Here is a 15,009-nt window from a genome sequence, read left to right as displayed (position 1 = left end):
TCGGGGCGATTTGGCGGAGGCCCAGCGGTTCTTGCAGGAGGCTGAGGCGCTGAGCGTCGCCAACGGTTTTGAACGGGAGCGGGCCGCCGCCATCAACTACCAGGCGTGGATCCTCCAGGATCACGGCGACGCCGAGGCGGCGCTCGCCAAATTGCGCGAAGCCCTCGCCGTCTACCAGGAGACCGGCGCCACCGCCAGTCAGGCGCGTGTGACGAGCAGCATCGCCGGAATCATTTACCAGCAGGGTCGGCGGGACGAGGCCCGGGCGATGTACGAGGAGTGCCTGCGGATCTTCGAGGCGGTCGGCTCCGCCAGCAGCCTGGCTCACACCCGCAACAACCTGGCCAACCTGCTGAGCGACGCCGGCGACCTGGACGGGGCCGCGCGCATGTACGCGGCGGCGCTGGCCACCTGGCAGGAGACCGGCGAGAAGATCAAGGTGATCGCGGCGCTGGGCAACCTGGCCGACCTGGACGTCACCCGCGCCGATCCGGTGTCGGCGGCCCGACGGTACGAGGAGGCGCTGGCCATGAGCCGGGCCATCGGCCACCGCGGCTACGAGGCGTGGGCGCTCCTGGGCTGCGGTGACGTCGCGCGCCTCGCCGGACGGCCGGCCGACGCCCGCCGCGACCTGGCCGCGGCGCTGGCTATCGAAGCCGCGATCGGCGAGCACACCGAGGTGCCGGCCATCCACCTGACGCTGGCCCGGCTGGAGCTGTCCGAAAACCGGCCGGATGCGGCCGAGGCTGCCGCCGCCCGCGCCGCGGCGGGGTTTCGCGACGACGGCCGGGGTGACGGCGCAGCCACCGCCCTGGCCCTGTCGGCGCGCGCGGCTCTGCTGCGCGGCGACGCCGCAGCCGCCGACAAGTGTTTGGCGGACATTCGGTCCAGCCTGTCGGATCTCCAGCCGTCGGCACAGGCCGAGGTGGCATTGGCCGAGGCGGAGCTGGCGGCCGCCCGGGGCCGGTGCGACTCGGCCCGCCGCAATCTGGAGAAACAACGTGCAGCGCTGGCCCGGCTGGGTTTTCGTCTACTGGGTCTCGAGTGCGACTGGGTACTGGGACGGATCGAGCTCCGGTGCGGCGACGCGGCAGCCGCGGAACGAACACTCCGGGTGCTGCGGGCGGAGGCCGTCCGTCGCGGCCTGGGTGGTCTGGCCGAACAAACCACCAGGCTCATGGGCGAATCAGCGGATCGGTGAGTCGGTGACTCGGTGAGTCGGGAGACGGAAGCAGGGAGATGGAGCCGCCGTCAGAGATAAACGGCCGACCATCAGCCGTCAACTGTTTCGGGCTTGTGAACTGTTGAACTCACGAATCTGCGAACGCAACGAACCTTCAACAATCAATCATCTGCACCGATTTCAGAAGCGAATCGGCCCTGAACCGGCTACATGATCCCGATGACGCGGCCGATAAGGATCACCCCATCCGCTACGGTGATGTGGTGGTCGCCGTTCATATCGCCGGCGAATATGCCGGCCGGCACGTTCAGAACATTCCCCGCCAGGTAGTCGGCCATCAGGAGCAGGTCGCCGGCGTCCAGCAGCTGATTGCCGTTCAGATCGCCGGTGGCCTCGGGCCAGCCCGCGACGGGTGTAACGGGCTCGCAGGTGACGCGGCTCACCGCCACGTCGTCGATGTACCAGCCCTGTCCCCCGGCGTACAGGTCGCATCCCAGCCGGAAGCGGACCAGGGCCGGACGGCCGCAGAACCGGTCCAGGCTCACCATGACCGGGGTCATGGTGCCGAGGGTGCCGCCGGTCCAGGCCTGCCGTCCCCGGATGGGCGACTGGGTGGACGGGTTGATGAGACCGGTGTACCCGCCGGCGACGATGTCGGGGCCGAGGTCGGTGAACGTCTGTCCGCCGTCGACGGAGATCTCCACCACGCCGCCGTCGAAGTCGGTCTCAAAGCTGTAGGTATGCCAGAAAGTCAACGTGGCCGAGGCCGCGCCCGCCAGATTCAGTTCGGGTGGAAGCAGCAGGTCGTCCTTGCCGCCTTCCGGGTCGGTGCTGAACCAGGCGTGGGCGGCCGAGCGGGCGTACTGGCTTTCGACGAGCGACCAGGGTCCCTGGCCGTTCGGCGAGCGGGTCCAGTCGGGAGCGCCCGACTCCAGGTCGTCCTGGAACACTTGCTCCGCGACGCCGGCGCTGTCCGGCACGATGAAATGGTAATAATCGGACTCGCCGACATTGCCGCTGGGATCGGCGCAGAACACCTGAAACATGTACAGGCCGCCCGGCTGCAGCCCCGGCAGCGCCACGCTGTGGACCGTGCCCGCGCTCATTGAAAAGGCCTCGCCGGTCAGATCCAGATCGCGGCCGTAGAGGAGGCCCGCTTCGGTGTATTCGCTGGTCTCCCAGCCGATGATCGTCTCACTGGCGTTGGCGCAGATCGTGATGCCGCCCAGGGTGGGCGCCTGGTTGTCGAACGCCACGTTGCACGTCATCGTGGCGCCGGGGGCGGAGATATCGGTGACCGCCAGGTTGGTGGGCACACCGTCGTATCGGTCGCTGTCGGGTGATGTCGCGGGACCGAATGCCATACCTGCCTTGAAGTAATCGCCGGTGTCGGCGGAGCCGCCCTGCTCGATCTCCTCGAGTCCGTCCGCCTCCATGAGGCGCAGCAGCTTGTGGTCGGTGTACGAGTTGTCGTAGATGAAATTGAAACCGTACGGATCGAGCCGGGCGTCCACGTGCCAGATGAGCATGCCGTCGCTGGACAGGCGGGCGTCGTTGTTCGTCCGCTGCCGGTTCTGCACCATGAAGAACTCGAAGAACGGGTCGTCCGCCGTGGCGCCCGGCATGATCACCAGCGCGTCGCCGGTGGCGGCTGTGCCGCCCAGCGAGACTGCATGGCTGCCGCCGCCGAGCACCGTGGGGGTGACCCAGTCGAGGAGCCATTTGCTGAACGGATTGTGGTCCCCCTGGTTGCCGTCCATCATGTCCAGCCCGCCGACGCCGCCGCTGGGACCGATGCCGTCGTCGTAGTCGTAAAAATCGGGCAGACCCAAGGCATGGCCCGTCTCATGGATCACCACGTTGGGCATGAACAGGTCGCCGACAGTGGAGGCCTCCCACTGCCAGGAGTATGTGTCCAGCACCTTGCCGTCCAGCACGAAGCCGGAGTTCTGGTAGTTGGTCATGTAGCCCCACCAGAAGCTGGCCCACGCGCCATGCGGTCCGGTCCAGACGACCACCAGGTAGTCGATGGTGCCGTCGCCGTCGTTGTCGTACTGGCTGAAATCATGGCCTTGGTTGTCGTAATGGGTCAGCGCCTCCCGGATCAGGTTCTCCCGGCCGACATCCGTCTGGACGACACCGGACCGCGGATACGGCGTGGTGTACCAGCCGAGGACGTTGCCCTGGATGTCCAGCTGGCCGTATGAGGACCGATGGTAGTAACTGTGCAGGCTCTCCAACGGGAAGCCGCCCACACCGTCGCCGAAGAGCTGGTCATGGATCCGGCTGGCCTCGGTGGACGGGGCCATGTCCTGAAACGCGATCAGCAGGGCCAACACCCGCACCGTGCCCGTGGTGGGCATGCCCCGCCAGCCCAGCGGCGGCGCCATGGGCTCGTCGCCGTCCGCGCCGCCCTTCTGCAGGCGCTCCAGCTTGTACCGGGCGCGCTCCACCAGGCGGGGCGCGACCTGGTGGTTGCCGAGCGCCCGGGCCGCAGCGATCCGCTGGGCCAGGGTGCCGTCGGCGCGGTACTGGGCGATCTGCTCGGGAGTCGGCGGCTCCAGCGCGGCGAGCCAGACCGAGGCCAGAAGCATCAAAGCGGGGATTACGGCAAGGGAACGGGTTTTCAGAATCATGTGCGGTTCTCCAGTAACATATGGGACTACAGGTGGTTCTTCAAATACGGGCGACCGAACGTTAAATTGCCATCATCGTGATTGTCACGGACTTGTCAAGAGAAAATCCGGTCCGAGTGCGGAAAGCACGTCCGCTCCCCGAAGAGACAGACGCTCCGCCCACGCCGTCCGGATCACGCATCGACACGGATCCCCGGCACCGGTTAGAATGAGATCATGAGCCGCACCCTTCAGCTTTGCCGTTTGGCGGCCTGGTTCCTCGTCGGATCGGCCGTCGGGTTCGTCGCCGGCTGTCGCGAGACGCCGCCGGCAGCCGCACCGGAGCCGCCGGTCAGCCTGCAGTCCGGATCGCTGGAGTGGCAGGGACGCGAGCGGACCTTTCTGTGGCGCCGGGGCCGGGCGGCCGCGGACGGCCCGGCTCCGCTGCTGGTCGTTCTCCACGGCAGCGGCGGCTCGGGTGCGGAGATGGCGGCCGTCTCCGGGTTCGACACCCTGGCCGACCAGGCCGGTCTCGTCGTCGCCTTCCCCGACGGCATGGCGCGCACCTGGGCCGATGGCCGCGGTGCCACCCCAGCCGAGCGCGCCGGTGCCGACGACGTGGGCTTCATCCACCGGCTGGTCGATCGCCTGAAGACGGACACCGCCGTGGATTCGGCGCGGGTGTACGCCGCCGGCTATTCCAACGGCGGGATGATGGTCCAGCGGCTGGCCCTGGAGGCGCCGAACCTGCTGGCCGCCGGGGCGAGCGTCGGCGCCGGGTTGCCGGAACGGCTGGTCGCGCGCCGGCCGGCCGGGCTTCCGCCGCCGCTGCTGCTGATCCACGGCACGGAGGATCCGGTGGTCCCCTGGACTGGCGGTGAAGTCAACAGCCCGAACGGCGGCCGAGTGCTTCCGGCGCCCGAAACGGCGCGGTGGTGGTCCCGGGCGGGTGGTGCCGATCCGACACCGGTGTCCGCGGAGTTACCCGACCGGCACGACGACGGCACCCGGGTGAGAACCGAGACCTTCCGCGCGCGCGGCGCAGCCACAGCGCAGGTAATCCTGGTTGTGGTGGAGGGCGGCGGCCACGGCTGGCCGGGCGGACAGGTGCCGCCCCCGGCCTGGGTGCTCGGTCCGGCCACGCGGGAATTTGACGCCGCTTCCTGCATCTGGGCATTTCTGTGCCGATACCGCCGGCCAGCCGGTGATGCCGACTGATTTCTCTAGGGCCGTTTCCATTTTATCTGTAATCAGAATCATCCGGAAAACCGGGGAAAGCGGACAGCGGATTCTTTGACCTGATCGGACCATACTCCAAATCAGTTAGACTATTTCGGAGTTGGATCCATAACAGACAACCTGGCACGTATACCGGAGCATTACATCCTGATAGAATTGCTGGTTCACCGCTTCTACCGCAAACTTCATCCCCTCACGAAGTGGGGCATCTCGGCGGGGAGTTCCAGCGACAGCTCCACGAAGCCGGCGTAGCGGCCGTCGCGGTACCACGGCGACTGGTGGATCAGCTTTCGGACACCCTTCTTCTCGATGGTGTAGATGTTGGGGCGCTCCGTCCGCAGCATCTCGGCGAGCATGGTGCGCGACGGCTCCGGGTGGCAGTCCAGCACGTTGGCGCCTACCAGCGCCGCCCCGCCTTCGGCGGCGAACACGGCCGCCGCCCGGTCATTCATATAGAGGATCGTCCCGGCCGTGTCGGTGACCGTGACCGCCCCGCGGAATTCACGCGCCCAGTCGATGTCCATGGAAACTCCTGCCCGCCAGATTATACAACTCATGATTTTGCCATGTGCCGCACCGATTTTCCAGCCATTCGGCATAAGGGTGTCGCCGGGGGCCGGTCCGGTCATCACTGGTCAATCAACTTCGCTGACAATCCCCTTGACAGGTCCGGAGAACCGGTTAAAATCCAACTAACGATTTCGATAAAGACCATATGAGTTGATACTCACTCACAAGGAGGTCGGTATGTCCCCATCGATCGCTCCGTATCTGGTGTTGTTGCAGTCTGAAGAAGATGTCGCGGGCATGCTCGGAGCCGGATTCGGCTGCGTGTTCTTCGTGATCTACGCCGCGCTCATCGTCCTGATCATCGCCAGCTTGTGGAAGATCTTCGTCAAGGCGGGCAAGCCCGGCTGGGCCGCGATCGTCCCGATTTACAACATCATCGTGCTGCTGGAAATCGTGGGCCGGCCGCTGTGGTGGATCGTGCTGCTGCTCATCCCCTGCGTCAACATCGTGGCCGCCATCATGCTCACCCTGGACCTGGCCAAATCGTTCGGCAAGGAGATCGGTTTCGCCATCGGCATGATCATCCTGCCGTTCATTTTCTACCCGATGCTGGCGTTCGGCAGCGCCACGTACCGCGGCCCGGCCGTGCGCGCGTAGCATCCGCAGCATTGAGCCGTCTCACCTGATCCTGACAGACGGGGACCCACTGGTCCCCGCCTTTTAGCTATCTTCAGCCCACCGGCCGCCCTCCACGGGCGGCCGGTTCGCTCTTGGGTCGCCGGCGAGTGGGATTCGAGTGGGGGAAGGGTGAATGGGAAAAGGGTGAACGGATGCGTGTGGGATTAAGTTCTGGAACCTCGAACCCAGGGCCAAGGGCCTAAGTCCCAAGTCCGAAGTCCGAAGTCCGATTTCCGATGTCCGAATCTCAGAACAACACGTCCAGCAGTGCGTTCACCCCGGATACGCCGACGATCTCAACTCCTTTCGGCGCCTCGGGGACCGGCAGGTTTCCCTCGGGCAGGTAGCAGCGGGCGAAGCCCATGGCCTGGGCCTCCTTGATCCGGGCCGCCGCTTGGGGCACCGCCCGGATCTCGCCGCCGAGGCCCACCTCCCCCACCAGCACCGCGTCCAGCGGCAGCGGCCGGTTGCGGAGCGAACTGGCCACTGCGGCCACCGCGCCCAGGTCGGCCGCCGGCTCCTCCACGGCGATGCCACCGGTGATGTTCAGGTAGACGTCGGCGCCCAGCACATTCAGGCCGGTCACCCGTTCCATCATGGCCAGCAGCAGTCCCAGGCGGTTGCGGTCGAATCCCTGGGTCATCCGCCGCCCGGCGCTGAAATTGGAGACGCTCACCAGCGCCTGGGCCTCCACCAGCAACGGGCGCGACCCCTCGATGGCGGCGATCACCGCCGTGCCCGCCTGCCCCGGATGGCGGCCGGCCAGGAAGAACGCCGACGGGTTGGCCACCGCGAGCAATCCCCGGCCGGTCATCTCAAAGAGCGCCACCTCGCTGGCGGCGCCAAAGCGGTTCTTCACCGCGCGGACGACGCGGTGGTGCAGGTGGCGCTCCCCCTCGAAGTAGAGCACCGTGTCCACGATGTGCTCCAGCGCCTTGGGGCCGGCGATGGCGCCCTCCTTGGTGATGTGGCCGATGAGGAACACCGGGATCCCGTGGGACTTCGCCAGGGTCAGGCAGCGGGCGGCGCATTCGCGGACCTGGCCGATGCTCCCCGGGGCCGACTCCAGCGCCGCCGTGTAGACCGTCTGGATCGAATCCACGATGAGCGCGGCCGGAGCCATCCGGACCGTTTCCTGCTCGATCCGCTCCAGGGCGGTTTCGGCCATGACGAACAGCTCCGGGGCGGCCACGCCCAGCCGCTCGCCCCGCAGCTTGATCTGGCGGTCCGACTCCTCGCCCGAGACGTACAGCACCGGGCGCCCCGCCGCCGCCAGCGCGGCGGCGATCTGCAGCAGCAGGGTGGACTTGCCCACCCCGGGCTCTCCGCCAATGAGCACCAGCGAGCCGGGCACGATGCCGCCGCCCAGCACCCGGTCGAACTCGGGCAGGCCCGACGGCTCGCGCACGCCGTCCTGGCTCTCGATCTCGTCGAACCGGCGCGGACTGCCGTCGCCCCGCCCGGCTGGCGCCATCCCGCCGCGGCGGCCGGCCGCGGCCGGCGCCGGCTCCTCCACAAGGCTCTCCCATGCCCCGCAGCCCGGGCAGCGGCCCAGCCACTTGGCGCTGCGATGACCGCAGCTCTGGCAGACGTACTCCGTGCCGATCTTCTTGGTCACCGCGTGTCTCCTCGTCTCGGGATCCCGCGCCGGCCCGTCACCGGTTCATCCGGAGCAGCATCCCCGTGTCTTCCAGATAGACGTAGGGCGCCCGGTCCGGCGCCGCAGCCAGCAACTGTCGGTTCTCTGCTCCCCGGTCGTAAGCCACCCAGATCCGCTCGCGGTCCATAAAGGGACCGTTCCGGACCAGGCTGATGTGGTGGCTCACCGCCGGCGAGCGCCGCACGAACACGACCGCACGCGGCTCGCGCACGCCGGCCAGCTGGTCCTGAAAATGCCGCCACGGCTGCATGCCCGCCTGCTTGGCCTGCCGGACGCCCAGGATCGCCGGCCCCTGCGCCAGCGCCACCGCCACGCCGATCACCGCCAGGGCGCCCGCCGCCCGGGTGGCGCGGTACCAGCCCCGCCGCACGCCCACTTTCAGCACCCAATCCAGTCCGCGCACGCTGAGGAAGCAGAGGATCGGAAAGAGCTCTGCGTAGTACAACGTCCAGAACCACGGGTGGGCGTAGCAGGCAAAGATCCCGACCTGGCCGAGCACGACGGCGGCGGCCACACCGGCGGTTGCGCCCAGACCGATCCCGCCGGGCAGGACCAGCAGGCCGAGCCACCGGCCGCGCCACGCCCCCCAGACGTCGCGGGCCACCGCGTCCGCCCGTGCCAGCAGGATGCCGGGCAGTGCGTCGGGGACATGTTCCCGGTGTACGGCCTCCCAGTCCCGGATGCCGGCCCGAAGATCCTCGGGAAGCGGCTCGGCCGGCGATTGCGAGGTCAGGCCGAAGCCGAAGAACTCCGCCGGCATGTAACGTCGGGAGTACTCCTCGTAGGGGGACTGGAGCCAACGGCCCAAGGTCAGGTGATTCCACAAGGGGATGCCGGCGACGATCACCGCGGCGGCGGTCACCGCCCAAATGCACTGCCGCCAGAGCCGCCGCCGCCACAGCCGCCACGCCACCACGGCGACCAGCGGCACGCCGAAGCTGACGGCCACCAGTGGGCGGATAAGGACCAGCGCGCCCAGCACCGTCAGGGCGCCGATCAGATGCCGGCGGCGGCCCTCGTCGACCCAGCGCAGCACCCACCAGCCGGCGAGCAATCCCGCCGCCCCCGCCGTGGTTTGGGACAGAAACGAGGCGCGCCAGTTCAGAGCGCCTGGCGCGGCCAGCCACCAGAGCCAGGCCAGCCAGGCGACCGCCTGCCCCGCCAGCCGGCTGGCCAGACGGACGATCAGAAGCGCGGTCAGCACGGATGCCAGCACGGGGATTGCCGCCGGCACGCCCGCGAGGACGCCGACGGCCAGGAGCAGCGGGTGCCCCGGAAAGTACTTGGCGAACACCGCCGGCGACGAGAAGATGTGGATCTGCTCGAAGAACATGGGCAGGGGCCGCGCCGGCGCGGTCACCCGACCGTCGGCAAAGATCCCGGCCTGCAGCAGGTAGGCGACCTCGTCCGCCACGATGGGCGCCGGCGCCCAGGCGCTCCACACCCACCCGGTCAGCGCGGCGGTGGCGACCGCCACCGCGGCGAGCTGCCATCCTGCGATTCCGGATTTCTGCGCGGAGTCGGGCGGGGCGCTCATCGGTGCTTCAACTCCAGCACACCAATGAAAAAAGACGCCAGGATGCCCTGAAATCCCAGCACGGTGAGCGTCGAGCCGGGAATGACCCAGCGCATGGTCTTCGCGTAGTCCAGGGCCCCCAGGCCCGTCTCCCACCAGTACAGCATGGCCCACCCCAGCAGCAGGACGCCCGCCATCACGGCGGCGGAACTCAGCAGGAGGCCGCGTTCCAGGGTCCGGGTCCGGCGGCCGGCCGCCGGCGGTTCGCCGGGCAGCAGGCCGATGATCCGGCCGTATATCCGGGCGAACGTCCCGAACAGCAGCGACTGGAAGCCGCAGATGATCCAGAGGCTGGCGAAGAGCAGCGTGTGGGCGTCGAAGGTGACGCCGCGCACCCGCAGGCCCGGCAGCGCCACCGTGTAGCCGGCCGCACCCAGGGCGATCAGGCACCAGCCGGGCACCCGGAACAACCACCGCGGTGAGAACAGCAGCAGGAACCGCAGGGTGCGCCAGCCGTCGCGCAGGGTGCGCAGGTGCGGCTTGTGGGACTTCCGGCCGTCGGGATGCAGGGTGATGGGCACCTCGGCGACGCGGGCGCCCAGCAGGCTCGCCTTGATGATCATCTCCGTGGCGTACTCCATACCGGCGCAGCGCAGATCCAGCCGCCGGTACAGCTCGGGGGTGAAACCCCGGAGCCCGCAGTACACGTCATGGATGGGCGAGCGGAACCACCACCGGGCCAGCCGGGTGAAGAGGGGGTTGCCGATCCACCGATGGGACCAGGGCATGGCGCCGGGCAGCACGCGGCCGCCGCCGCCGGGCAGGCGGCAGCCCTGGACCAGTTCCGCGCCCGCCCGCCATGCCTCGACGAAGCGCGGGATCTCGGTGAAGTCGTAGCTGTCGTCCGCGTCGCCCATGATGATGAAAAGTCCGCCGGCCGCCTCGATCCCTTTCATCAGGGCCATGCCGTATCCCCGCTGGGCCACCGGGACGACCCGTGCGCCGAGGCCGCGGGCGATGTCGGGCGAACCGTCGGTGCTGCCGTTGTCCGCCACGACGATCTCGCCCCGGACGCCGGCCGCAGCCAGGCCGGCCTGCGCCTTGCGGATACAGGCGGCCAGCGTGTCCGCCTCGTTCAGGCAGGGCATCACCACGGTCACGTCGAATGCCGCCGCGCCGGCGGTAGTGCCGGTGGTCATGCCGCCCCTCCGGCGCGGGATTCATCGGCGGGCCGCCGGGCCAGCACCTGGTACTGTGCCCCCAGGGGCCAGCGGGACAGTGTCCGTTCCAGCCGCCGGGCAGCCGACAGGAACCGGGGAAAGATGAAGAGGTAGTGCGTCGACACGATCTCGAGCCCGGCCGCGCGCAGCAGTCGCCGCGCCGCCGCCGGGTAGACCATCCGCGCCTCCCGGTCGAAGGGGATGCGGGCCATCACCCAGCGGGCGGACAGGCTCCACGGGTTGTTTTCCCACAGCGCGAACAGCCCGCCCGGCCGGAGGGCGTTCCGGATCGCCCGGACCGCCGCCGGGCGCTCGCCGGGCGGCACATGGTGGAACACGCCGTTGCAGTAGACGACGTCGAAGTCCCCTGCCGGCTGGAAGCAACCGATCTCGATGAACGAGACTGCGGAACCGCCGTGCCGCTCCCGGGCGGCGGCAAGCGCCTCGGCGGACACGTCCACGCCGACGTACTCCCGCACTGCCAGAAGTTCGCGGACCAGCGCCGCCGCCAGACCGGTCCCGCAGCCGTAGTCCAGAAACCGTTCCGCGGCGTGCGCCCGGGCCCGCAGGCAGACGGCCAGCCAACCCAGGCGCCCGCGGGCGAAGAACTCCCGGGACTCGCCCGACAGGCCGATGCCCCGGCACAGGTCCGCCTCATAACGGTCGGTGAACGGGTCGGGCTCGGCTGTCTGTGGCAGCTGGCGCATGGCGTGAGCACGCTCACCTGATGGATTGATCGGCCGGATTGATTCTAGCGGAGCCGCCGGCTTCCGCCAAACGATTTGTTGCGATCAGCGAACAACGAACATCTATCAGCTGGCAACACCAGCCATCAACTATTCCGGAACCTGTGAACCTGTGAACCTGTGAACTTTCAAACCTTCCGCTCGATACAGCCATCCCCTCTCAACTTTGGATCGATTCCCACGGCCGGCGGTCGAGAAACGCCCGGAGGCGCGCCACACAGCGGTCGCGTCCCAGCACGGCCATCAGCTCGAACAGGCCCGGCCCTTCGGTGCGGCCGCTCAGGGCCAGGCGCGCCGGGTGGATCACTTTCCCCGCCCCGATCCCGCGCCCCTCGGCCACGGCGCGGACCGCCGCCTCGATGGGGTCGTGGGTGAAGGGCTCCACAGTGGCCAGCCGGGCGGCCAGCGCATCACCCACCGCCGGCAGGTCCGGCGTCTTGAGGGCGTTCTTCAGCCCCTTCTCGTCGTATGCCTCGGGCTCCTGGAAGAAGTACTCGGCGTGGCGGGTGATCTCGGCGAGCGTATTCATCCGCTCGCGGAACAGGCCGACCAGTTCCCGGAGCGCCGCTGGGCCGTAGGGACCGGGGAAGCCGGGGATCGCCTCCAGAAACGGCATCGAGCGCCGGTACAGGTCGTCGGGTGGGAGCGCCTTGATGTACTGGAGGTTCATCCACTTCAGCTTCTCGGCGTCGAAGATGGCGCCATGGGCCACGACGCGGTCCAGCGTGAACAGGCGCACCAGCTCCTGCTGGCTGTAGATCTCGCGAGAGTCGTCGGGAGGCGACCAACCCAGCAGCGTCATGAAGTTGAAGAACGCCTCGGCGAGGAAGCCGGCCTTCTCGTACTCCACGACGCTGGTGGCGCCGTGGCGCTTGCTCATCTTGGAACGGTCGGCGCCAAGGATCATGGGGATGTGGGCGAATTCCGGCAGCGGCGCGCCCAGCGCCCGGTAGATCAGGATCTGCTTTGGTGTGTTGGAGATGTGGTCCTCGCCGCGGATGACGTGGGTGATCGCCATCCCGACGTCGTCCACAACCACGGCGAAGTTGTAGGTGGGGAATCCGTCGCTCTTGGCGATCACCAGGTCGTCGAGCATCTCGGGGGCGAAGGTGATGGTCCCCTTGCCGCGGTCCTCCCAGGTGACCGGCTCGTCGTGCTCGATGCGGATGCGCAGCGCGTAGCGCTCGCCGGCGTCGATGCGGGCCTGAGCCTCGGCCGCGCTCAAGGAGCGACAGGTGCCGTCGTAGCGGGGGTTCGCCTTGGCGGCGAGCTGCTCCTGGCGCACCGCCTCAAGGCGCTCGGGGGAGCAGAAGCACGGGTAGGCGCGCCCCTCGCGCCGCAGCCGCGCCAGCGCCTCGCGGTACAGCGGCAGGCGTTCCGACTGAAAGTACGGACCGTGGTCGCCGCCGGCCTCGGGGCCTTCGTCCCAGTCCAGACCCAGCCAGCGCATGCCGTCGAGGATGGAGCGGGTGTACTCGGGGCGGTTGCGCTCTTGGTCGGTATCCTCGATGCGCAAGACGAAGGTGCCGCCGTGGTGGCGTGCGAAGAGCCAGTTGAAGATGGCGGTACGGGCGCTGCCCACATGGAGGTTGCCGGTGGGGGACGGCGCGAATCGGACGCGAACGCTCATGTTGCTCCTTTCATAGTCACCACAGAGACACACAGATCACGAAGAACTTTATTAATTACTGATCATTGGTCATTTGACAATTTTCATTTGTCATTTCGTGTTGTTTAAAATGATCACTGACAAACGACCGATGACAAATGATCAATGAAACACTCAATGAATCCTTTGCTGTCTCTGCGTTTCTGTGTCCTTTGCGCCCTCTGTGCCTCTGTGGTGGATCCGTTCATGAATCCGTTTGCTTCTTCTCGATCTTGGCCCAGGAGTCCTTCAGCGTCACAGTGCGGTTGAACACCGGGCGCTCCGGCGACGTATCCGGGTCGGTGCAGAAGTAACCTTGACGCAGGAACTGGAACCGGCTCCCGGGGGCCGCCGCGGCCAGGCCCGGCTCCACCCGCGCGTCGGGGATCACTTCCAGGGAGTGCGGGTTCAGGTTCACCGTGAAGTCCTGCCCCTCGGGCACGTCGTCGGGATTCTCCACGGCGAAGAGCTGGTCGTAGAGCCGGACCTCGGCGCGCACGGCGTGCGCCGCCGACACCCAGTGGAGCGTGCCGCGGACGGTCCGGCCGTCGGGGGTGGCTCCACCGCGCGAGGCCGGGTCGTAGGTGCACCGCAGTTCGCTGATCGCGCCGGTGGCCGGGTCCTTGACCACCCGCTCGCAGCGGATGTAGTAGGCGTGCTTGAGGCGCACCTCGTTGCCCGGGTAGAGCCGGAAGTACTTCTTCGGCGGGTCCTCGCGGAAGTCGTCCTGCTCGATATAGAGCTCGCGGGCAAACGGCACTTTGCGTGTGCCGGCGGTCGGGACGTTCGGATTGTTGTCCGCATCGAGCCACTCCACCTGCCCTTCGGGGTAATTCTCGATCACCACCTTCAGAGGCCGCAGCACCGCCATGACCCGCGGCGCGTGCTGCTCCAGGTCCTCGCGGAGGCAGTGCTCCAGCAGCGCATAATCCACCGTGGAGTTTTTCTTGGCCACGCCGATCCGCTCGCAGAAATTCCGGATGGCCGCCGGAGTGAAGCCGCGCCGGCGCATCCCGGCGATGGTGGGCATGCGCGGGTCGTCCCAGCCGCTGACGCGCCCCTCGGTCACGAGGCGCAGCAGTTTGCGCTTGCTCATCACCGTGTAGGTCATGTTCAGCCGGGCGAATTCGTACTGCCGGGGCCGGTGGGGCAGCTCCAGTTCCTCGACGAACCAGTCGTACAGCGGTCGGTGGTCCTCGAACTCCAGCGTGCAGATGGAGTGGGTGATCCCCTCGATGGCGTCCGACTGGCCATGGGCGAAGTCGTACATGGGATAGATGCACCAGGCGCCGCCAGTGCGGTGGTGGTCGCGGTGCAGGATGCGGTACAGCACCGGGTCGCGCAGGTTCAGGTTCGGCGAGCTCATGTCGATCCGGGCCCGGAGCACCCGGGTGCCGTCGGGGAACTCGCCGGCGCGCATGCGGCGGAACAGGTCGAGGTTCTCCGCCACCGGGCGGTCGCGGTACTTGCTTGCTTCGCCCGGCCGGGTCAGGGTGCCGCGGCCGTCGCGGATCTCATCGGCGGTAAGGTCGCAGACGTAGGCCTTCCCTTTCTGGATCAGGAATTCGGCCCACTGGTACAGCTGCTCGAAGTAGTCGGAGGCGTAAAAGAGCCGGTCCCCCCAATCGAAGCCGAGCCAGCGGATGTCCTCCTGGATGGACTCGACGTACTCCACGTCTTCCTTGGTGGGATTGGTGTCGTCGAAGCGCAGGTTGCACTGGCCGCCGAACTTGAGGGCGAGCCCGAAGTTCAGGCAGATGCTCTTGGCGTGGCCGATGTGAAGGTAACCGTTCGGCTCGGGTGGGAAGCGGGTGTGGACCCGGCCGTCGTTCTTGCCCGTGCGCAGGTCCTCGAGGATGATCTCCTCGATGAAGTTGCCCGCCGCCGGAACCGGTGCGGGTTCGCCGGTTGCTTTATTGGTCTTGTAGTCACCGGTGTTCATGACGTGCTGTCCTGGCTGTGGGATGGGGCCGAGCGGCATGGGCCGCCCAACG

General features: G+C 67.9%; 11 protein-coding genes. 3 read left to right on the top strand and 8 right to left on the bottom strand.

Going from position 1 to position 15,009, the window contains the following annotated elements:
• The coding region (locus GX414_05340) for a tetratricopeptide repeat protein (GenBank protein ID NLI46513.1) at positions 1-1,201 on the top strand (1,201 nt) is incomplete at its 5' end.
• Positions 1,202-1,389: 188 nt separating this feature from the next.
• Here the strand turns inward: GX414_05340 and GX414_05335 are convergent.
• Positions 1,390-3,819 carry a M6 family metalloprotease domain-containing protein gene (locus tag GX414_05335; GenBank protein ID NLI46512.1) on the bottom strand — a complete coding sequence of 810 codons (2,430 nt, stop codon included), beginning with the start codon at positions 3,817-3,819 and terminating at the stop codon, positions 1,390-1,392.
• 216 nt (positions 3,820-4,035) lie between these two features.
• Here GX414_05335 and GX414_05330 point away from each other — a divergent pair, with 216 nt between their 5' ends.
• Positions 4,036-5,016 (top strand): esterase, encoded by a 981-nt coding sequence (locus GX414_05330; protein NLI46511.1) that lies wholly within the window; start codon positions 4,036-4,038, stop codon positions 5,014-5,016.
• Between the two features lie 206 nt (positions 5,017-5,222).
• Here the strand turns inward: GX414_05330 and GX414_05325 are convergent, their stop codons facing one another.
• The gene (locus GX414_05325) at positions 5,223-5,561 is read right to left on the bottom strand and encodes a diguanylate cyclase (GenBank protein NLI46510.1); all 339 of its coding nucleotides are present in this window, start codon (positions 5,559-5,561) and stop codon (positions 5,223-5,225) included.
• Positions 5,562-5,844: 283 nt separating this feature from the next.
• Here GX414_05325 and GX414_05320 point away from each other — a divergent pair, with 283 nt between their 5' ends.
• Positions 5,845-6,204: a signal peptidase I gene (locus GX414_05320; GenBank protein ID NLI46509.1), complete on the top strand. Its 360-nt coding sequence runs from the start codon at positions 5,845-5,847 to the stop codon at positions 6,202-6,204.
• Positions 6,205-6,472: 268 nt separating this feature from the next.
• Here GX414_05320 and radA read toward each other — a convergent pair whose 3' ends face one another.
• The 6 genes from radA to GX414_05290 form a co-directional block, all read right to left on the bottom strand.
• On the bottom strand, positions 6,473-7,831 hold the full coding sequence (radA, locus tag GX414_05315; GenBank protein ID NLI46508.1) for a DNA repair protein RadA: 1,359 nt from the start codon (positions 7,829-7,831) through the stop codon (positions 6,473-6,475).
• 49 nt (positions 7,832-7,880) lie between these two features.
• Positions 7,881-9,422 (bottom strand): hypothetical protein, encoded by a 1,542-nt coding sequence (locus GX414_05310; GenBank protein ID NLI46507.1) that lies wholly within the window; start codon positions 9,420-9,422, stop codon positions 7,881-7,883.
• A complete protein-coding gene (locus tag GX414_05305; GenBank protein NLI46506.1) occupies positions 9,419-10,600 on the bottom strand; it encodes a glycosyltransferase family 2 protein in 1,182 nt (393 codons plus the stop codon). Before GX414_05305 ends, GX414_05310 begins: the two co-directional genes overlap by 4 nt.
• Complete coding sequence (locus GX414_05300; GenBank protein ID NLI46505.1) at positions 10,597-11,328, bottom strand: class I SAM-dependent methyltransferase; 732 nt, start codon at positions 11,326-11,328, stop codon at positions 10,597-10,599. Before GX414_05300 ends, GX414_05305 begins: the two co-directional genes overlap by 4 nt.
• Positions 11,329-11,527: 199 nt before the next feature.
• On the bottom strand, positions 11,528-12,997 hold the full coding sequence (locus GX414_05295; GenBank protein ID NLI46504.1) for a glutamate--tRNA ligase: 1,470 nt from the start codon (positions 12,995-12,997) through the stop codon (positions 11,528-11,530).
• A 223-nt stretch (positions 12,998-13,220) separates the two neighbouring features.
• Positions 13,221-14,957, bottom strand: coding sequence for a glutamine--tRNA ligase/YqeY domain fusion protein (locus tag GX414_05290; GenBank protein NLI46503.1), 1,737 nt, complete (start codon positions 14,955-14,957; stop codon positions 13,221-13,223).
• Between the last annotated feature and the right edge of the window lie 52 nt (positions 14,958-15,009).

Source organism: Acidobacteriota bacterium, from assembly GCA_012517875.1.
Taxonomy (GTDB): Bacteria; Acidobacteriota; JAAYUB01; order JAAYUB01; family JAAYUB01; genus JAAYUB01.
Note: the sequence above shows the minus strand (reverse complement) of the source record. Positions and strands in the feature narration are given on the sequence as shown.